The organism is Natronorubrum halalkaliphilum (genome assembly GCF_009834785.1).
Taxonomy (GTDB): domain Archaea; phylum Halobacteriota; class Halobacteria; order Halobacteriales; family Natrialbaceae; genus Natronorubrum; species Natronorubrum halalkaliphilum.
Window position 1 is genome coordinate 90,949 of sequence record NZ_WUYX01000023.1, and the last position, 20,951, is coordinate 111,899.

Genomic DNA, 20,951 nt, shown 5'->3' on the forward strand with positions numbered 1-20,951 from the left:
GAGTTCCTGTAGCCCGTTACACTCCGCTGTTTCGACGGTCGATGTGTGTTTCGTGCCTCGAGTCCGACGTTCGTACCGTATCCGAGCGTTTTCGCCGAATGGTGACCTGAACGTGTTTTCCTCCCGTCGTACCGCTATCGGAAGCTGATCTCTGATCTCTCGGTTGTCCGGGTATGGAAGCGCCATTTTTAGACGAGTCTAATAATACCGTTACCACGGAACTCACCGATCTTTCGTACCGCCGGAACGGGGCCCGAATACGCGGTTTCGCCCGAGAAACAGAACCCGAGTGGAATCGACCCGGATCAGTCGTCGCTCGCCGCGAAGTTCGCCGACTCGGATTCGATTCCGGGTTCGGGCGCGCCCGGCAGTTCGTTGCGGACGTCGTCCGATCCTTGTTCGGTGATCGCCTCGTGGTAGGCCTCGGGCATGACCTTCACGAAGGCCTCGAGCGCGCGCTCCCAGTTTGCGAGCAGGAGTTCGCCTCGCTCGGAGCCCGTGTAGGCGACGTGGTTCTCGACGAGCCGTCGGAGCATCGCTTCGTCTTTCTCCTCGAGATCCTCGTGCAGCGAGACCATGCCGGTGTTAGCCTTGGCCTCGAACTCGTCGTCGGGATCGTAGACGTAGGCGACGCCGCCGGACATGCCGGCCGCGAAGTTCTTCCCCGTCTCGCCCAGCACGGCGACGACGCCGCCGGTCATGTACTCGCAGCCGTGGTCGCCGACGCCTTCCACAACGGCCTTGGAACCGGAGTTACGGACGGCGAACCGCTCGCCGGCGACGCCGTTGACGTAACACTGGCCGTCGGTCGCGCCGTAGAGCGCGACGTTACCGATCGAGATGTTCTCCGTCGGATCGTAGGCCGCGGTCTCCGGCGTTCGAACGGTGATTTTCCCGCCCGAGAGGCCCTTGCCGACGTAGTCGTTGGCACTGCCGTCCAAGTGCATCGAGACGCCGCTGGCCAGAAACGCGCCGAAGCTCTGGCCGGCGGTTCCCTCGAGATCGACAGTGATCGTATCTTCGGGGAGGCCGGGTTCGCCGTAGCGGCTGGTGATGCGGTTCGAGAGCATCGCGCCGACGGTCCGGTCCACGTTCGTGACCTCGGTCTCGAGCGTGACCGGTTCCTCGTTTTCGATGGCGTCGGTCGCAGCCTCGATGAGGTCGCGGTCGAGTTGGTCCTCGAGTTCGTGGTCCTGTTCGCGGATCTTTCGACGGACGTCGCCGTCGGGATTCGCGAGGACTTGCGAGAGGTCGACGCTGCGGGCCTTCGGATGGTCGACCTCGGTGCGCTGCGCTAAGACGTCAACCTGGCCGATCATCTCGTCGACGGTCTCGAAGCCGAGTTCAGCCATGATCTCGCGCAGTTCCTGGGCGATGAACGTCATGTAGTTGATGACGTGTTCGGGCTCGCCGGGGAATCGCTTGCGCAGGTCCTCGCGCTGGGTGGCGACGCCGACCGGGCAGGTGTTCTTGTGACACTGCCGAGCCATCACGCAGCCGCCGGTGACGAGCGAGGCGGTGCCGAAGATGTACTCCTCGGCGCCGAGTAAGGCGGCGACGGCGACGTCGCGGCCCGTCTTCAGTCCGCCGTCGGCGGAGACGCGGATGCGGTCGCGAAGACCGGTCGCACAGAGCATCTGGTTCGCTTCGGCGAGGCCGAGCTCCCAGGGGAGGCCGGCGTTCTTGATGGAGGTTCGGGGTGACGCACCCGTGCCGCCGGAGTGGCCCGAAATGTGGACCACGTCGGCGTTCGCTTTCGCGACGCCGGCGGCGACGGTGCCGATGCCGGCCTCGCTCACGAGCTTGACGTTGATGTCCGCCTCCTCGTTTGCCGCCTTCAGATCGAAGATCAGCTGCTTGAGGTCTTCGATCGAGTAGATGTCGTGCAGCGGCGGCGGGGAGATGAGACCGACGCCGGGCGTGGACTTGCGAACGTGGGCGATCATTTCGTTGACCTTCGAGCCTGGGAGGTGGCCACCCTCGCCGGGCTTGGAGCCCTGGGCCATCTTGATCTGGAGTTCGTCGGCGTTCGAGAGGTACGTCGAGGTGACGCCGAAGCGTCCGGAGGCGACCTGCTTGACGTTGCACTCGCGTTCGGTGTTGAACCGCTCGGGCGGCTCGCCACCCTCTCCCGAGTTACTCTTTCCGCCGATCCGGTTCATCGCGATCGAGTTGTTCTCGTGGGCCTCCGGCGAGAGCGAACCGAGACTCATCGCGGCGGTGGAGAATCGCTGGACGATGTCCTTGATCGGCTCGACGTCCTCGACCGGGATCGACTCCCGATCGGAGTCGAACTCGAGCAGGCCGCGAAGCGTCTGCAGGTTCTGTTGCTGATCGTTGATCAGTTCGGCGAACTCCCGGTAGCGCTCGTAGTCGTTCGAGCGGACGGACTGTTGAAGCGCGCCGACGGTCTGTGGGTTCCACTGGTGGGAGATTCCGTCCGAACGGTGCTCGAACTCGCCGTGGCGGTCGAGTTTGGAGTCCTCCTCACCGAAGGCCGACGCGTGGCGTTCCCGAACGTCTGCTTCGATCTCGGCGAGGCCGATCCCTTCGGTTCGGTTCTCGGTCCCCTCGAAGTACTCGGCGACGAGATCGCTATCGAGCCCGACGGCCTCGAAGATCTGGGCGCCCTGGTAGCTCTCGACCGTCGAAATCCCCATCTTGGCCATGATCTTCAGGAGGCCATCCTCGAGCGCGCCGACGTAGGCGTCGATGGCGACCTCGGTGTCCGCGCCGTCGGGCCCGGCGGTGAGGTCCTCGATCGTCTGGTAGGCGAGGTACGGGTTGACCGCGCCGGCACCGTAGCCGACCAGCGTCGCGAAGTGGTGGACGGTGCGCGGATCGGCGGATTCGACGACGAGTCCGACGTGGTTGCGCAGCCCGTTACGCACGAGGTGGTGGTGGACGCCGCCGGTCGCGAGCAGGCTCGGGATCGCCGCCCGGTCCGCGTCGACACTTCGGTCCGAAAGAACGAGCACGTCGTGACCCTCTTCGATGGCCTCGACGGCGTCCCGGCGAACGCGCTCGATCGTCGCCTCGAGGTCCTCGCCCGGCTCGTCGCTCTCGGGCTCGTACGTGATGTCGATCGTGGCGGCCGTGATCCCGTTGGTATCACAGCCGCGGATCGACTCGAGTTCGGCGTCGGTGAGAATCGGCGAATCGAGGACGAGCTGGCGGGCGTGTTCGGGCGACTCGTCGAGGAGGTTGCGCTGGTAGCCGAGTCGCGACTCCATCGAGGTGACGAGTTCCTCGCGGATGTAGTCAAGCGGCGGATTGGTGACCTGGGCGAACAGCTGCTTGAAGTAGGAAAACAGTGGCCGGTTGAACTCGGTGAGGACGGACAGCGGCGTGTCGTCTCCCATCGAGCCGACGGGATCTTTCCCCTTCTGGGTCATTGGCTCGATCAAGTTCTCGAGTTCGTCGTGGGTGTAGCCGAAGGCGGCCTGGTGGTCGCGCAGTCCGTCGACGGCCTGACGCGGCTCGCTGTCGCCTGCCGTCCGAATCTCGTCGAGTTGGACCTGCTCCTGCTCGATCCACTCGCCGTACCGGTCGTCGGTGAGGTCCTCGAAGATTTCGTCGTCGGGAATGACGCGGCCCTCGTTCGGGTCGGCGAGGAACAACTGGCCGGGCTGGAGCCGCCCGCGCTCTTCGATCTCGCTGGGATCGGTCTCGAGCGCGCCCGCCTCGCTGGCCATGATCAGGCGGTTGTCCGTCGTGACGTCGTACCGGCAGGGACGCAGGCCGTTCCGGTCTAAGACGGCACCGACGCGTTCGCCGTCGGTCGCCGCGACGAGTGCGGGCCCGTCCCACGGCTCGACGAGCGAGGCGTGGAAGTCGTACCAATCTTTGCGGTCTTGGTCCATCGCGTCGTCACCCCTCCAGGCCTCGGGGACGAGCATCCGCAGCGCGTGTTCTAAGTCGCGGCCGTCCTGCATGAGCAGTTCGAGCGCGTTGTCGACGCTTGCCGTGTCGGACTGGCCGGGATCGTCGATGATCGGCTTGACGGCGTCGAGATCGGAGAGCACGTCGCTTTCGAGGTCGGTCTCGCGGGCTCGCATCCAGTTGATGTTGCCCTGGATGGTGTTGAACTCGCCGTTGTGGATGATGTTGCGGTAGGGATGGGCGAGGTGCCAGGCCCCCAGCGTGTTCGTCGAGAACCGCTCGTGGACCATGGCGAACGTCGACTCGATGCGTTCGTCGGTCAAATCGGGGTAGTACGAGGGAACCTGCACCCCCTTGAGCAGGCCCTTGTAGACGACCGTTTCCGAGTCGAGTGAGCAGACGTAGAATCGCTCCGTGCCGTTGACGTCGGCGCCTTCGACTCTTTTTTCGAGCGCACGCCGGGCAACGTAGAGCTGTCGGTCGAACTCGTCACCAGCGACGTCGTCTTCGGGCGTCACGAACGCCTGCCAGACGTCTGGTTCGGAGTCGACCGCAGTCTTTCCGAGCCCCTCGTTGTTCGTCGGTACGTCGCGCCACTCGAGGACCTCGAGGTCGTACGCCGCGAGTGAGTCCTCGACGAGGGAGACGAGCGCCTCGCGTGCCGCGGCGTCCTGCGGAAGAAAGAGTGAGCCGACGGCGTAGGTGTCGGGGAGATCAGCCTCGAGAACGCCCTCGAAGAACGAATCGGGTATCTGGAGCAGAATACCTGCTCCGTCGCCGGTGTCTTTTTCGGCACCCGTCGTCCCGCGGTGCTCGAGATTACTCAGGAGTTCGAGTCCGTCAGCGACGATGTCGTGTCCTCCATCCCCATCGAGGTCCATGACGACGCCGACGCCGCAGTTCGACCGCTCGTCGGTGGGGTCTGCAAGCCCCACCGAACGATCGGTGGATGACGCTATGTGTGGCTGTGACATATACCACGGTAGCGAAAACGAATATAAGAGGGTGACCCATAATGACTAAGTGTATTATAAACACATATAATGGTATATAAGGTGGTGTTTTCTCCCGCTGGAGGGTCCAATACGAACGATTTACCACTGGAAAACAGTAGGTAGCACCCGATCAGCGAAACAGGAACTCGTGACTGATCACTATCGACTCGCTGTACTCCGCGTTACGTTCGAACAGAGATGACTGCCCGGGAGGGCAGTAATGTCAGAGGCACGTAGTGCTCACCCACCAGAGTGAACACCACAGTAGCCTGTTCTCGAGCTAGCCGTAAGCAGTATTGGGTTAAAGAGTTAGGTTTGGGTGTGATACACGCACACAATTTCTCGACCGAGTCCGCTCGTCGGAACTCGCAAACGGCGGCGAATTACGGCGGTTCAGACTGAGACGCGACGATATCGAGGCGAACCGGTGAGTGAGTCGCGCGTTAGTACGACTTCGCGAAGTATGCTACCTCGTCTGCGGGATCGCCGCAGACGCCGCACTCGTCGTGTTCCGGTTCGGGGACCTCGCCCGCGGTCTTCCCGCCCTCGTCCTCGAGTGGCTGCATAACGATCTCGGCCGCGATCTTCTCTTTGATGGCTTCCTCGCAGGCCTCATCGCCACACCACGAGGTCTTCACGTAGCCGCCGTGTTTGCCGATCGTGCCGAGGATCTCTTCCGGGCTGTAGGCTTCGCGAATATTCTCTTCGAGGTTCGCTTCGGCTGCGTCGTACAGTTTATCGAAGACGTCCTCGAGGTGTTCGTCGACGGCGTCGACGATCTCGTCTCGATCCTCGACCGCCTCCTCGTTGTCCGGCCGGTGGACCAGCGTAACTTCCCCGTCTTCGACCTCGTAGGGACCGATCTCGAGGCGCAGCGGGACGCCGTTGAGTTCGTGTTCGTTGAATTTGAAGCCGGGATTGCGCTCGTCGCGGTCGTCGAGTTCGACGCGGAAGCCGGCGTCCTCGAGGTCGTCGGCGATCTCCTCGGAGTACTCGAGGACGTCTTCTTTCGTGTCCTCCTGCCAGATGGGGACGATGGCAACCTGCGTGGGAGCGACGGTCGGCGGCAGAACCAGCCCCTGATCGTCGGAGTGAGTCATGATCAGGGCACCGATCGCGCGCCAGGAGAGCCCCCACGAGGTGGTGTAGGCGGTCTGTTCGTCCTCGTCTTCGCCGACGAAGGTGATGTCGAACGCCTCGGCGAAACTCTGCCCGAGATTGTGGCTGGTGCCACCTTGGACCGACTTGCCGTCGGGCATCAGCGCCTCGACGGTGGTCGTCGTGTCCGCGCCGGGGAACTTGTCGTGTTCTGGCTTCTTGCCCCGGAGGACCGGAATCGCCAGCACGTCCTCGTAGACGCGTTCGTACTGCCCCAGTCGGGTCCAGACCTCCTCCCAGGCGCTCTCGTCGGTGGCGTGGGCCGTGTGCCCTTCCTGCCACATGAACTCCTTCGTCCGGAAGAACGGTTTCGTCTCGGTGGCCTCCCACCGGACGACCGAACACCACTGGTTGAGTCGCAGCGGCAGATCGCGGTGGCTGCGGGTCCAGTCGGCCATGAAGGGCGCGATGATCGACTCGCTGGTCGGGCGGACGGCCAGTCGCTCCTCGAGTTCGTCGTGGCCGCCGTGGGTGACCCACGCGACCTCGGGGTCGAACCCCTCGACGATGTCCTTCTCGCGCTCTAAGAAGGACTCGGGGATGAACATCGGGAAGTAAACGTTGTCGACGCCGGTCTCTTTGAACCAGCCGTCGAGCGCGTCCTGGATGCGCTCCCAGAGGGCGTACCCTCGCGGTCGCGTCACGATGAATCCGCCCATCGGCGCGTAGTCCGCCAGCTTCGCCTTCTGGACGACCTCGGCGTACCACTCGCCGGGTTTGTGCGATTTCGACTCGGTGATCCCGAGTTCCTGACTCTCGTCGCTCATACCTCGAGAATCAGCCAGCGCAGTCTTAAACCATGCGAAGGGCAGACGCCGCTTCATACTGCCGAACAGAACTGTTCGAAGATCGGTCGCACTACTGCGGCCGTCCTGGGGGATGACGGCCGCGAATTCGCGACCGACACCTCAGTGACTTCTGTCTGACAGTATCAGGACAGCCGCCGTCGATGACGCCTCGACTGTCCGTCCGTCTTCCCGTCCCCGCCGAGGATCACATTTGATCTCGAGACCGATACGGGAGACCCGATCTCGAGCTCCGACTACTGTCTGTCCTCAGTCACTTCCGATGGGACTGCAGGACGGCTTGCGGTCCCACCGGACAATCGTTACAGCAAACCGTAGACACCCGTCGCTCCCGTCGGACACACAACGATGCGTTCGTTTATTCCGGTTCTCACACCTTTTTGCAGGTGTGTCACACACAATAGCATATGAAGGCAATCGAGGTGCGCGAGTACGGCGATAGCGACCAACTCGAGGCAATCGACGCCGACCTGCCGGAACCGGGGGCTGGCGAGGTCCGGATCGAGGTCGAGGCGGCGGGGATCAACTTCGCGGACATCATGCAACGCCGCGGGGTGTACCCGGGCGGTCCCGACGCGCCCTACACGCCCGGGATGGAGGCCGCTGGCACGATCGATGCGACCGGCGACGGTGTCGGATTAGACGAGGGCGACCGCGTCGTCGCGATGCTCAACACGGGCGGCTACGCCGAGTACGCAACGGCAAACGCCCAGATGCTGTTTCCAATCCCCGAGGGAATGAGCTTCGAGGAGGCCGCCGGCTTTCCGGTCCAGTTCCTCACCGCCCACAGCTGTCTGTTCGAGTGGGGCGGGCTCGAGGAAGACGAGACCGTCCTGATCCAGGCCGCCGCAGGCGGCGTCGGAACCGCAGCCGTCCAGCTGGCGTCGAACTACGGCGCGGAGGTCTTCGGCACCGCGAGCACGCAGGAAAAACTCGACCTCGCCGAAGACCTGGGCTGTGACCACCCGATCAACTACACCGAGACCGATTTCCGGGAGGTCGTCGACGAGGAGACCGACGGCGACGGCGTCGACCTCGTCCTCGAGAGCGTCGGCGACGACGTCTTCGAGCGCAGCCTCGACGCGATGTCTCACTTCGGTCGGATGGTCACCTACGGCGTCGCCAGCGGCGTTCCCGCGGAAGTGGAGAACCGACGGCTGCTCTTCGAGAACAAGACGGTCAAAGGGTTCCACCTCGGTCAGGCCTCCTACCACGATCCGAGCACGATCATGCAGGCCGTCCCCGAACTCACCCAGGGGCTGACGAGCGGCGAACTCGAGGTCATTCTCGGCGAGTCGTTCGCGCTCGAGGACGCTGCCGAGGCCCACCAGTACATCGAAGACCGCAAGAGTTCCGGGAAGGTCGTGTTACAGCCGTAACCGGACGGCCTGGGCCCGTACCTGTTCGAACGGGAACTGCAGCGGATTATCGTTTCTTACTCGTCGGCATCGTCATCGTCGCCATCGTCGTCGTCATCGCCATCGCCATCGCCATCGTCATCGAACGGGCCGGAGTCGTCGTCAGCAGCATCGTCTTCTTCGATGTCACCGTCGATGTCGGTACCTTCGCCTTCCTCGACCGAGTCGCCGGAGACGTCGCCGTCGACCGTCGTGCCGTCACCGAGTGAGACGTCCCCGTCGGCATCGATCGAGCCGTCAATTTCGACGTCCGCACGTGTCGTCACCGATCCGCCCGCAGCCACGTCGCCGTCGACCTCGGTGTCGTCGCCGAGATCCACAGCGCCGCCGGCGTCGACCGCCCCATCGATTTCGACGTCTTCGGCGGTCATCACGTCGCCGCTTGCCGTGACGTCGGCGTCGACTTCCGCGTCCGCCTCGAGGATAACGTTGCTGGCATCGATCGGGCCGTCGACCTCGACGTCCGTTCCGACCAGCACGTCCTCTCCGGCGTCGATCGAGCCGTCGACCTCGGCGTCCGCTCGAAGAAGGACGTAGGCTCCGGCGTCGATCGAACCGCCAACGTCGACGTCCGCGAGGAGTTCGACCGTGCCTTCGGTCGAGATATCCTCGTCCGTATCTTCTTCGACCGTCACGTCATCGGTTTCGTTTTCGCCGTCCTCGTCATCGTCGTCTTCCTCGTCTTCACCACCGTTGACTTCGATCGGTTCTCCGTCGTCCTCGTCATCCGCGAACATGTTTTCGACGGTCTCGGTGCCGTTCTCGGCGCTGGGTTCAGAGGATTGACCCAGACACCCCGCGAGCGAACCGACGGTTCCGACGACCGCTGCAACGAACGTCCGTCGACGAGTCGTATCGGTCATTCTGTTAGACGGGACTATTATCGTCTGGTAAATGAGTAATCGCCCCCTGTTCGAGTTGCATCGTCTGGGAATACGCCGATATAGGCCGTCTTCTGGCCGAACTAATTGAATCGGCCGTACTGTGTCAGTGCCTATCGCGTTCCGAGGGCCACGTCCCACTCGAGGTCGTGATTGACGAACTCGGCCTCGTCTAGCGGCGGGCCGCCCTCGAACCGGAACTCGCCGACGACTGTCTTCCCCTCGAGGACGCCGGGGAGCCAGAGGTGGTCGTCCTCCCACATCCGATCGTAGGGAACGTCTTCCACGGGGACCCACTCCGGGCGCGCCTCCTCGGACGCGGTCGGTTCGCCCGCGAACGACCGCGTTCGAAACACGTGACAGAACGTGTGGGCCTCGCCGTCGAGCAGGAAGGTGAGTTCGCCGGCCTTCTCGAGGGCTTCGGGATCGATCTCGAGGCCGACTTCTTCGCGCGTTTCCCGACCGGCACACTCTCGGGGGGTCTCGTCGCCCTCGAGCTTCCCGCCGGGGCCGTTGTACCAGCCCTCGCCCAGTCCGCGGCGCTTCTCAATCAGGAGGACTTCGTCCGTTCGCTCGTTCCCGCTCCCGTCAGTGCGACTCCGCCTCGGAAAACACAGCGTCGCTTCGATCATACGGGGTCGTTCGTCTGACGGGAAATAAAGCGTCAGTTTCGGCTTCGTTCTCGCCCCCTGGGCGACCCGATCGCGCGCTATCGTCTTCCGCGGTGTGCGTTTTCTTCGCGGTCGTCCTCGTGTCGCTATCCTCGAGTTCACCGCTGCCGTCCGACGACTCGCTCGGCAGCCGGCTCGAGAGCCGCGTACCCAGTTCGGGCACCGTCAATCGTCGACTACGGTGTCGCTCGCGTACGCTTTCGGTCCTTCGTTCCCGTTCCCGTTTCCGTCTCCGTCTCCGTCTCTCTTCCCGCCCCCATCCACATCCTCGTACTCCTCGGGCCCGCAACCGAGCGACCGGTGCGGACAATACCGACAGTGATCGCCCGGCGTCGTCTCGTCGAACGACGGCTGATCGACCGCCTCGAGCGTCTCGAGCACCGCGGACCACGGCGGCAGGTCGTCGGGAGCCATGAGATCGACTCGCGAGCCCTCGACGTCGCCGACGTAAACGTAGCCGACGGCCGACACCGGCTCCTCGAACCGCTGTTCGCAGGCCCTCGCGTACAGTGCCAGTTGCGTCGCCTCGTCGGCCGCGATCCGCTCGGCCGTCGCTTTGTAGTCGAGCACCGCGAGGTCGCCGTCCGGCGTCCGTCGGACCGAATCCACGTAGCCGACGACGTCGCCGTCGACGTCGGCGATGTCCTCGAGCGCGAACGGCAGTTCCGCGGCGAGCAGCTCCCAGTCGGCGACCGGCTCGTCGAACACGGGGGCGGCGGCCTCGAAGTAGCGGTCGATACAGGCGAGGACGGCCCCGCGGTGCTCGAGCAGATTCCTCGCGGTCAGCTGTCGCACGGCGGCCTCTCGCCACTCCTCGCGGGTCCGGTACTCTCGGTAGAACGCTTCTTCGGCGACGTCGTGGAAGACGGTGCCGACGAGGCGGGACCCACTCGAGAGCGACTCCACCGTCCGAAACTGCCCGCCCCCTGGATCGTCGATCGCGGACACGACGTGATCGAGATAGTGCTTTCGCGGACAGGTGTCGTGGGTCTCCATCGCCGTGTAGCTGTGACGCATCGCCACCGGGAGCTCGGTCGCGTTCGAGAGCGTCTCGACAGGGAATCTGACCGTGTCGGTCGTCAGCGCGGCCGGGCGACGACCGCTCGGAACTCGTCCCGTTGCGCCGGCAGAGCCGCCGTCGTCGAGCACCCCGTAACTCGCCGCGTCGGCCGCCGGCAACAGCGTCCCGTTTCGCAGCAGCCGACCCAGCCGGTGAACGGTCTCGATCGCCTCGCGCGTTTCGAGCGGTTCGACGGGGCGGTCGCCGTAGTCGGCGTAGTAGGTGATCGTTCCCGGACTGACGCCGGCCGAGAGCGCGATTTCGTCGGTACGATCGACGACCGTCTCGGGGTAGGTTTCTTGGACTCGGTCGAAACTCTCCCGCAACGACGACCAGAGGTCCATCCGCTGGCCGGTGACCGACCACTCGATATCGTCCGCGAGACACGCCGCCGCGGTCGAGGCCGCGAGTTCGCTCTCCTCGCCGTCGTAGTCGTACTCGGAGCCGAACACGAAGAGGTGATTCTCCGCTCGCGTCAGCGCGACGTGCAGCACCCGCCACTCCTCGCCGACGGTCTCGGCCGCGAGATCAGCGAGCAGCGGCGACTCGGTCTCGTGGTCGAGCGCCGCCGCGAGCAGCCGATACCGGGCGCGCCTGGCGTAATCGCTCTCGACGCACCACTCCTCGTCGGAGAGGTAGGGAACGAGCACCGTATCGAACTCGAGGCCCTTGGCCTGGTGGACGGTCATCACGTCGATGGAGTCCGTCGACTGGGTGCCGCGAGTGCGCTCGTTGCCGCCGCCCTGTAGCGTCCCCTCGAGCGCGTCGACGAACGCCGGCGTGAGCGTCTGGATCACCGAGTCGGTGTTGTAGGCCTCGACGAACCGCTCGAGACGATCGAGTTCGTCCCGCTCTTCGCTCGTGAGGAACCACTCGAGGCGCGTCAATTCGCGGAACCGGCGGACGAACCCTGACAGCGGGTAGACGTCCCGGAGCGTCTCCAGTTCCGCGAGGTGGTCGCGTGCTCGCTCGAGTCGGTCGGGATTCTCGAAAACCGGGCGTTTGTCGGCGTCCGGTTCGAAGCTCATCACGGCGTCGTACAGCGACCCCGACTGCTGCTGGAGCGTCGCGAGATCGGCCTCATCGAGGCGATACCGGTAGAGCAGTACCCGCCGGAGGTGGGCGTCGGCCGTGGAATCAACGAGCACGCGGAGATAGGACAGAACCGTCCGGATTCCGGGCGAAATTTCGCCGCGCGGCGATCCCGAAATCTCGTAGGGGAGCTGTCGATCGCGGAGTTCGTCCGCGACCGCCTGAGCGTGGCGGTTCGTCCGGACGATGACCGCGATATCCTCGAGCGAGCGCCGGGGGACGTTCTCGGACTCGCCGTTTAACAGCCGCGAGACGGTGGTCGCGACCTGCTCGGCGGTCGACCAGCCAAGTTCCTCGCTCTCGACTTTGACGACGCGATCCGGCGGGTTCGAGGGCTTCGTTCCGCCGCCCGCGCTGTCTTCGCTATCTTTGCCGTCTTCGCTGGCTTCGCCGTCTTCACGTTCAGTCTCGTCCCCGTATTCACGCCCGTACTCGTACTCGCCCGGCGTCCGGCCGACCTCCCTGAGCGTCTTCGAGGACTGGGGGCCGTACCCGCAGTGGTTGGTCAGGTCCAGGATCTCCTGGCGCGAGCGGAAGTTGAGCTCGAGTTCGATCGCCTCGTGGTCGTCGTAGGCGTCGGCGAGCCTGTCGAGGCCCTCCCGGTCGGTGCCGCGCCAGCCGTAGATCGCCTGATCCTTGTCACCGATGGCGAGCAGGTCGGGTCGATCGGGGCCCTCGGTGAGCTCGGTGATGAGGGCGAACTGCGTCTCGTCGGTGTCCTGGAACTCGTCGCAGTAGACCTGCGTCCACTGGTCGGTGATCTCGGCCGCGATCTCCTCGTCGTCCAGCAGCTCCGTCGCCGTCCGCACCAGCTCGTCGAAGTCCAGCGTCCGCTCCGCCTCGAGATACTCGTGATAATCCGCGTACACTGCGGTGTAGTGGCGGGCGAGCCGTAGGAACTCGACGTAGTGTTTCAGGCGACCGAACGGACTCTGCTCGATGCGCTCCGTCGCGGTGCGCCAGATCTCGTTGCCGAACAGCGCTCGGGGCAGCTGTTTCGTGGTCGGATCGTCGAGGTCCAGCGCGTCGATCGTGTTCGTCACGCACTGCTGGAGCACCCGGAGATAGCGATCGACGTCCCGAACCACGTCGTCTTCGCGAAACGCCGCCGGCGCTTCCGCGATCTTCTCGCGACAGTAGGAGATGAGCTTCCCGTAGTCGACCAGCGCTTCGCGGGCTCCCTCGAGGTGTTCGTCCCGGTTGAAGTACCGCAGCGCCTCGGTGTCGAACGAGAGCTCCTCGCCCGCCGTTCGCTCGAGCCAGAGGACGAACTCGTTGCAGAGTTCGAGGGTTCGCACCGCCGGAAGCTGGGCCTGTAACTGCTCGGGCGTGATGTCCTCCTGGCTCATCGCCTGGACGAACCGGTCGACCTCGGCGGTGAGGTCGGCCGGCGAGCCGTCGCCTCGGGGCGAGGCGGCCGCGAAGTCGTACTCGTTTTCGGTGAGGAGCCGGCCGACGATCCGGCGGCGTTTGCGCTCGGTGACGACGTCGAACTCCGGCGAGTAGCCCAGATAGTAGGCGTACTCCCGGACCAGCCGGTAGCAAAACGAGTGGTAGGTGTAGACGTCGATCGCCGCGGCGGCCTCGGGGTCGAGGCGCTCGGCGACGGCCTCGCGGATGCTGCCGGCGGCCTCGTTCGCGAACGTCAGGACCAGCACGTCGTCGGGGTCGACGTCGCCCCGTTCGATCGCGCGCTCGATTCGCATGAGCATCGTCGTCGTCTTTCCGGTTCCCGCCCCGGCGTCGACGGAGATACAGGCCGCTCGACCGTCGATGACTGCCTGCTGGTTGCCTTTCGGCTCGAGATCGGCGTCCGATCGTTCGAACGGGTCTCGATTGCCGGGTGCGTCACCCATCGAATCGCACCTCCTGAGAGAGGTAGTCCTGACAGCAGACGGTGTACCCGCAGTCGGGACAGGCAGCGTCGGAAATGTCGTCCCAGCGATCGGTCGGGTCGAACGCGCCCGCAGTCAGTCGCCCGACGACGGCGGCGAGTCGGTCGTCGACGGTCCGGTTTCGGTGTTCGTGGGTCATTCCGTAGGTGTGGTGGTCGATGTAGACGTCGGTCAGATCCGCGAGGTCGAGGCTCGTCTCGACCGTTTCCCGGACCCAGTTGACCGCGGTTCTCGAGCGGTCGGCGAGGGGAATCTGGACGTACCGACAGGTCCGGTCCTCGAGTCCGAGCCGTTCACAGCGGTCGCGGAGGCCGTCGATCACGACGGCGGTCTCGAAGAGCGATCCGACGAGCGACGGTTCGAACGCGTCCGCGTCGGGATCGAAGTGGTCGGTAAACGCCTCGGCGACGGACCCCTCCCAGTCCGATCGGTAGCGAAGCAAGCCAAGCGGCGCGAGCGTCGGGACGAACCGAACCCCGACGACCGACGAGCCGTCGCCGTAGACGTAGTCGACCGTGGCGTCGATCGTGACGGCGTCGGCGTCGCCATTACCCCCATCCGGCGGCGACACGGTACTCGAGACCGGAAGCTCCGGCCCGATCAACTCCCCGCCCGCGGCGTCGGCCGCCAGCCGCTCGATTCCGGCCGCGTGATCGACGCCGACCCGCTCGACGTAGGCCTCGAGCGTCGCCTCGAGGACCCGTCGCTCGTGGCGTCGCTGGGTCCGCGAGTGAAACCGTTCGTCGTGATCCGCCCAGAGCGCCTCGAGTCGGTTCCGTGCGGTGGCTGCGAGCGTCTCGCGGTCGGTTTTCCCACCCCGGAGAGCGTCGCAGATCGCCGTTCGGAGCAGTCCGACGCGGTCGTCGACCGTACTGTCGTCGTCGCCGCCCTCGAGACCGTGGACGTGGGCGAACTCGTACCGCCGGGGACAGGTGAGGTACGCGGTGAGTCCCTCGACGGAGAGCTTCTCGGCGGCCGCCTCGCCGTCGATTTCCGCCTCAGTCATCGCGGACCACCTCCCCGGCGGCGAACTCGAACTGTGACCGGACCGCCTCCGCGAGGTCGGGGTCGATGTCGCCCTCCTCGAGTACGACCGCGATTTCCTCGAACAGTTCCTCAGTCGTCCCGAGATCGGCCTCGCCGCCCGTACTCGCCTCGCCGAGGATCCGCTCGAGTTCGCCCCGCGGCTGGGCGAGCAGCGCCTCGAGCGCGTTCGTCTCACCGTGGATCGTCGCCTCGGTTCCCGTTTCGATGTCCTCGAGAACGAGTCCGGGCGTTGCGTCGATCAGTTGCAGATAGCGAGACTCGTCGTGCGTGCGGCGCAGACCGCCGGAACCGCGCTCGTAGGAACAGCAGTAGAGGTGGGTTCGGGCGGCGCGGGAACCCAGCGCGAGCCGCCGCCGAGAGCGCTGGGCGTGGTAGGTTTCGAAGGGGTCGCTGACGGTGTGGGTAGGGGGGGAGGTGGTGGGTGTGGAGATGGTGGCGTCGGCTTCGACCTCGGCTTCGGACCCGTCCCCGGCGTCAGCACCGACCGTCGCGAACGTCTCCGTAAGCTCCGTCGGCGACGGATCCGTGACGGCCGGATAGGTCGACATCTCGCGGAGCCACGCCGACGGAAACAGCTGCGTGAGGAACTGCTCGCCGGGATAGGTGTCGTCGATCAGATCCAGCAGGAAGACGGCTTCCCGGGTGTCGTACTTCAGGTCGTCGACCGCACAGACCGCGACGCCGCCCGTCGGCGACCGGGTCTCGACCGCGTGGACGTACGGCGCGTCGTACTGGATGGTCCGCCGGAGCATCCGGCGCAGCCCTTGCCAGTCCGGCCCGACGAGGTCCGTCTCCTCGACGAACCGAGCGATCTCGAGCACCCGCCGGATGCTCGCGTACTGCTCGCGGGCGTCGACCCAGTCCTCCTCGCGGGCGATTCGCCCCTTCAGGTCCGTCCGCCGGATCCACCGCTCGAGCGATTCGGCGATGCTCGAGGCGGCACACGACTCGAGCAACTCGATCGAGAAATCGGGAACGCGAGCGCGAAGGCGTTCGATCGAAACCTCGCGCGGATCCCCCGCGTCGCGGTTGCGCTCGCGGTCGGCGTGGCGGGCGAGTTCGGTCTCGAGCCGCTCGCTTCCGCCGGCCCGTTCACGCTCGCGCTGGAGGGTTACGAACGCGTAGAGCTCGTTGACCACGGGGTCCTCCGCGAGCGACGGCGTCCCGATCGTCGCCGTCGGAATGCCGGCGTCGCGGAGTCGGGTTCTCGTCTCCGGAACCCGTTCGATCCGCGGCACCGCCACGGCGAACTCGTCGTAGCTCCAGTCGTGACGGTCCCGGAGCGCCTGGATCTCGGCGGCGACCGCTCTGACCTGTTCGCGGCCGGTTCGGGTCCGAATTCGGCGCGCTCGCCCCGTGTCTCGCTCGCTTGATTCAGTTGTCGGCTCGTCCGTACTCGAGTCGCTCTGCGCGTCCGAACGCGACCGCCGTGGCGACTCGCCCGTCGAAAGAAACCGCGTTATCGGTCGGTGTGGTGGCGACTCTCCACCGTTCTCGTTCGATGCATCCCCATCGCTCCGTCGGCGGGGCGACTCGAGGACCTCGACCGAGAGCCCGTTTCCGACGAGGTCCTCGATGCGGCCCGGTTCGACGCGAGTGCGCTCGACGCTGGCGTGGCGTTCTCCCAGACAGACGAGCTGCGCGTCGCCGGTGAGCGCGGCGAGGTAGCGCCGATCGAGCCGCCGGAACTCCTCGAACTCGACGGCCAACACCGCGTCAATCGAGTCGGTGACTCGCTCTCTCAGGCCGTCCGCGTTCGACTCGAGCAACTCGACGGTCCGCGGGATCACGTCCGCTCGCTCGACGTAGCCTCGGTCCTCGAGTTCCGCGTGAAAGCGATCGTTCATCGCGTACAGAAAGGCCAGACGCTCGTCGGCCTCTTCGGCCTCGATATCGGCGAGTCCCAGCCGTTGGCGCGTCGCCTCGAGGAGCAACTGCCCCACGTCTCGGGCGAAGCTTTCGTGGGTCGAAGCGCGCTCGAGGTAGTCCGGCACGTCGCGGCTGGCGCCGTCGATCACCAGCGAGATGAGTTCGATCCGCTCTTCGTACTCGAGTCGGTCGAGCGTCGGATCGTACTCTTCGAGCACCTTCGAGGCGTGTTCGGGTAGCGATTCGACGCGGGGCGACCGGGGCGATCCGGTCGTCGCTTCGACGCCGGCGAGGGCTTCGGTGAGGGGGTCGAGACCCGTCGGATGACGTTTCAGGACCAGCACGTTCCGGGGGCCGTACTCGTCGGCGAGAGCGGCGTACTCCGTCGCGACGTGCTCGAGTAGCTCGGTACTCGGCACCGGTGTGGAACGGAGTTTACAGGTTCCGTGGAGGGTGGGCGGCGGTGACGCCATCAGTGGATACGTCACCCAGTAAGGCCGAGTTGATACTTAAATGTGCGCCGCAGCGCGAACGTGATTTCGTCGGCCGCTCTGGCGAGTCGTCGACACCCGCCTGTACGCGTCTGCAAGTGCGCTGGCGTGAGCTCACGGAAACGTAGCAAGGTCCGGTTCGGCAATTCTTATAATGTATAAGGAGTACAACCGTGTATGGACGATATTTTCGTTGCCCGAATCATGTCCCCGTCGCTCCACACCGTGTCGCCGGACACGCTCGTCGAGGACGCCGCACAGTCGATGCTCGAGAACAAAATCGGCTCGGTCGTCGTCACTGACGACGACAACCAACTCGAGGGGATTCTGACGACGACGGACTTCGTTCGAATCGTCGCCGAACGGAAGCCGAAGGACCAGACGCCGGTTTCGACGTACATGACCGAGGACGTTATCACTGCCTCGGCTCAGGACAGCATCCGCGATGCCGCGGACGTGATGGTCGAGCACGGCTTCCATCACCTCCCCGTCGTCGACGAGGACGAGGGCGTTATCGGCATGGTCACGACCTCCGATCTCGCTTCGTACCTCTCGCGAGAAGAGACGCCGAGCCCGGAGTAACGGTTACGAGCGGTTCTTTCCGGGGACGGAGACGGTTGGTCACCACCGATGACTGGTCGTTACGTCCGCTGTGACCGTCGTCAACTCGAGTTACGTCGTCTATCCCGTTCACACTCGAGGTGCGGCCTCGAGCGACCCCATTGGCGTCAGCTATCGGACGTCGAATCGTCGTCTTCGGTCATCCAGCGAACGGTTTCGTCGAGGCGGTCGCGGAGCGCACGGGCCTCCGCCGGCGTCAGTTCGATGTCGGCGTGACCCGTCCCGTGGTCCCCCGCCATCGCGTCGATGCTCAGGACGACTCGGTGGCCGTCCGCCGATTCCGGTCGGACCGAGACGTCGGCCCGGTCGGGGTAGTCCCGCGGCGGCCCGAGTTCGATATCGGTTTCGCCGCGACTGACACCCAGCCGAACGCGCTCCGAGTGCTCGAGATCGAACGAGTCCGTCGGATCCGCTTTGGCTGGCGTCGGTTCCGATTCCTCGGACCGATCGGGGCTGGTATCGTCCGTCATGGGGTACGGTTGTATCGCCTTCACCTTGGCTGTACTCCCGGAAGGGATCGATACCGGGTGATCGGTTTTATCGAACGTCGCCGGACCCCGGGCCGATAACGCGCGTCTTGCAGCGACACGCACGGGAGATTCGTGGAACGGCTCGCAACCCGGGTGTTGCACCCTCGAACGTCTGTCACTCAGGCTCGGTATTTGTCGAGTTCCGCTCTGAGGGCCTGTCGTTTGACGAGAACGAAGCCGACGAGGATAACACCGAACCCGGCCACGACTTGTGCCTGTAGCTGTTCTCCGAGCGCAAGCCACCCGCCGATCGCGGCGAAGATGGGGGTGACGTACGCGACGAGATTGATTTCGATCGCGCCGAGTCGCTCGAGCAGTTCGAAGTAGAGAAAGTAGCCGACTCCCGCGGCAATCACCGCGAGGTAGCCGAGACCGGCAACTACTGACCACGACCACGTGATAGCCACGAATTCCTCTCCCGGGAGAACGATCGCACCGGCGTGCAGCATCACCGCGCCGATCAGCATCATCCACGCCTGCATCGACTGGGCCGGGAAGTCCGTCCCCGTACGCGCTCTCCGCGTGACGACTGCGCCGAGTGCGAACGCCGCTGCCGCGAGAAACACGAGGACGACGCCGACGACGTCCGCCCGTAGTGCCGCGTCTGGCGACGGGCGCGCGATAATCCCGACGCCGACCACGCCGAGAAGCAACCCGACTCCGCCGACCCACGAGAGCCGCTCCTGGGGAAGCAACACCCGGGCGAACCCAGCGGCGAGTATAGGGTCGAGACAGATGACGACGGCGGCGACGGCACTGGTGACGTACTGTTGCCCGGCGAAGAGAAGCGCGTGGTGGAGCGCGATGAACAGAAAGCCGCCGATCGCGACGGTAGACCACTCCCGCCGGTTGGCGGGCACCAACCTCGTCGTGGTCACAGCGGCGTACCCGAACAGCAGGAGGGCGGCGATATCGAACCGAAGCGCGGCGAGCAGTACGGGAGAAACGTCTGCAAGGGCTGCGCGCGCCGCGACGAACGACAGTCCCCAGATGGCTGCGAGGAGGACGAACAGCCCGACCGTGGTGTATCGAGTGGACGCCACACCCTCCGCTTCGAGAGCTATTGTCAAATAAATTACTATTATGTTGACACGTAGCAACACGATCCTTCGACGAGGAGGCGCGTCTGTCTCGGGAAGTAGTTGGGTCACCGGAACAGCCCCAACGCAGTCACGGGATGAATGATACCATTCGGAACGCGGTTCCCGCCAGCACCGGCTGCTCGTCGAACCCGCCGCTCGAGCACTCATACGGATTGCTGTAACTAGTTACCGCCGATCACCAGGGACGGGATCGGTGATCGGCGGTAATTGACTACAGTAAACCGTATCACTCGATAGCGAACGTTTCCTCGTCGATCCGCGCGCCGCCGACCCAGCACTCGCGGGCGAACCACGCGAAGTACCCTACCATTCCGGCCGTGATGACGACCTCAACGGGGCCGAGTCCGGTAACGCCGTCGCCCTCGAGGAGGCTCGTGACGCTGATGGCGGTCCAGCCGACTGCGAGCGCAACGATGGCGAACGCAGCGATGCGAGGCCAGCCGATGACCGCCGGCCCGACTACTACGCGCTCCCACCTGCCGGCGGCGAACATCGCAGTCCCGACGACGACGAGCCAGAAAAACAGCAGCGCCGTCGAGACGGTCGTCGGAACGCCGAGCGCGAGGCCGAAACTGGCGGCCAGCAACAGCGTGACGAATCCGCCACCGACGAGTCCGTGGCGAACGACCCGCTTTCGGGTGTTCATCGCGCTGCTATTCGCCGCCGGCGACCGTTAACCGTTCGGATTGCCGTCGGGAACTCTCGATATCGGGCGAGGAACGACGATCAGTCGTCGTTGTCGCTCTCGCTCGAGGTCATGATATCCGCCGACAGTCCCTGGGCCATCTCGATGTCCTTCGAGTTGTTCAGGGTCCAGGCGGTCCGCTCCGTGACGGCCTCGATGGCCTCGCGCGCGCTCGGGTAGCCGTTGCCGGACTTCTTCACGCCGCCGAATGGAAGCTGGACCTCCGCGCCGATACATGGCAGGTTCGCGTACGCGAGCCCGAGTTCAGCGTGATCGCGGAAGTAGTTGATCTGGCGGTAATCCTCGGAGATGACCGCGCCGGCGAGGCCGTAAGGCGTGTCGTTGTGGATCTCGAGGGCGCGTTCGATGTCGCCGTCGTACTCGAGGAGGGCGACGTGCGGACCGAACACTTCCTCTTTGATACACCGGAGATCGGTGTCGTAGTCGATTTCGTAGACGAAGGGACCGACCCAGTTGCCCTCGTCGTGGCCGTCCGGAATCGCTCCGTCTTCGAGGTCCGCTCGGTCGACGAGCACCTCGGCACCTTCCTCTCGGGCCAACTCGTTGTGCTTGTGGATCTTCTCGACGTGCTCGGGCTCGATCGCGGGCCCCATGAACGTGTCCTCCTCGAGCGGGTCGCCGACGGCGATGTCCTCGGCGATGTCGACGAACCGTTCTTTGAACTCGTCGTAGACGTCCGTGTGGACGATCAGGCGCTCGCTCGAGACGCAGCGCTGGCCGGTCGTC

13 protein-coding genes are annotated in these 20,951 nt (G+C 65.0%); 2 read left to right on the plus strand and 11 right to left on the minus strand.

All coding sequences use genetic code 11. From position 1 onward, the window contains the following. Positions 1-305 precede the first annotated feature (305 nt). Both gltB and proS read right to left on the minus strand, forming a co-directional pair. Positions 306-4,856, minus strand: a complete 4,551-nt coding sequence (gltB, locus tag GS429_RS06505; protein WP_160063836.1) for a glutamate synthase large subunit — start codon at positions 4,854-4,856, stop codon at positions 306-308. Between the two features lie 464 nt (positions 4,857-5,320). Beyond that, positions 5,321-6,802: a proline--tRNA ligase gene (gene proS / locus GS429_RS06510; RefSeq protein ID WP_160063838.1), complete on the minus strand. Its 1,482-nt coding sequence runs from the start codon at positions 6,800-6,802 to the stop codon at positions 5,321-5,323. 446 nt (positions 6,803-7,248) lie between these two features. Here proS and GS429_RS06515 point away from each other — a divergent pair, with 446 nt between their 5' ends. After that, entirely contained in the window at positions 7,249-8,220 is a 972-nt protein-coding gene (locus tag GS429_RS06515) for a quinone oxidoreductase family protein (protein WP_160063840.1), read from the plus strand. Positions 8,221-8,276: 56 nt separating this feature from the next. Here the strand turns inward: GS429_RS06515 and GS429_RS06520 are convergent, their stop codons facing one another. The 5 genes from GS429_RS06520 to GS429_RS06540 all read right to left on the minus strand — a co-directional run bounded on the left by GS429_RS06520 (position 8,277) and on the right by GS429_RS06540 (position 17,247). Then, complete coding sequence (locus tag GS429_RS06520) at positions 8,277-9,122, minus strand: bactofilin family protein (RefSeq protein ID WP_160063842.1); 846 nt, start codon at positions 9,120-9,122, stop codon at positions 8,277-8,279. 131 nt (positions 9,123-9,253) lie between these two features. Then, positions 9,254-9,772 carry an 8-oxo-dGTP diphosphatase gene (locus GS429_RS06525; protein ID WP_160063844.1) on the minus strand — a complete coding sequence of 173 codons (519 nt, stop codon included), beginning with the start codon at positions 9,770-9,772 and terminating at the stop codon, positions 9,254-9,256. 204 nt (positions 9,773-9,976) lie between these two features. After that, entirely contained in the window at positions 9,977-13,819 is a 3,843-nt protein-coding gene (locus GS429_RS06530) for a UvrD-helicase domain-containing protein (protein ID WP_160063846.1), read from the minus strand. Then, on the minus strand, positions 13,812-14,864 hold the full coding sequence (locus GS429_RS06535) for a PD-(D/E)XK nuclease family protein (RefSeq protein ID WP_160063848.1): 1,053 nt from the start codon (positions 14,862-14,864) through the stop codon (positions 13,812-13,814). Before GS429_RS06535 ends, GS429_RS06530 begins: the two co-directional genes overlap by 8 nt. Further along, positions 14,857-17,247: a PD-(D/E)XK nuclease family protein gene (locus GS429_RS06540; RefSeq protein WP_160063850.1), complete on the minus strand. Its 2,391-nt coding sequence runs from the start codon at positions 17,245-17,247 to the stop codon at positions 14,857-14,859. Before GS429_RS06540 ends, GS429_RS06535 begins: the two co-directional genes overlap by 8 nt. Before the next feature lie 195 nt (positions 17,248-17,442). On the opposite strand from GS429_RS06540, the gene GS429_RS06545 reads away from it, so the two are divergent. Beyond that, positions 17,443-17,847 carry a CBS domain-containing protein gene (locus tag GS429_RS06545; protein ID WP_160063852.1) on the plus strand — a complete coding sequence of 135 codons (405 nt, stop codon included), beginning with the start codon at positions 17,443-17,445 and terminating at the stop codon, positions 17,845-17,847. A 146-nt stretch (positions 17,848-17,993) separates the two neighbouring features. Here GS429_RS06545 and GS429_RS06550 read toward each other — a convergent pair whose 3' ends face one another. The 4 genes from GS429_RS06550 to GS429_RS22110 form a co-directional block, all read right to left on the minus strand. Then, positions 17,994-18,356, minus strand: coding sequence for a hypothetical protein (locus GS429_RS06550; RefSeq protein WP_160063854.1), 363 nt, complete (start codon positions 18,354-18,356; stop codon positions 17,994-17,996). A gap of 179 nt (positions 18,357-18,535) precedes the next feature. After that, positions 18,536-19,459 carry a DMT family transporter gene (locus tag GS429_RS06555; protein WP_328821276.1) on the minus strand — a complete coding sequence of 308 codons (924 nt, stop codon included), beginning with the start codon at positions 19,457-19,459 and terminating at the stop codon, positions 18,536-18,538. Positions 19,460-19,745: 286 nt separating this feature from the next. After that, entirely contained in the window at positions 19,746-20,165 is a 420-nt protein-coding gene (locus tag GS429_RS06560) for a DUF7994 family protein (RefSeq protein ID WP_160063858.1), read from the minus strand. 80 nt (positions 20,166-20,245) lie between these two features. After that, on the minus strand, positions 20,246-20,951 hold a 706-nt coding region (locus GS429_RS22110), incomplete at its 5' end, for an aldehyde dehydrogenase family protein (RefSeq protein ID WP_235920749.1).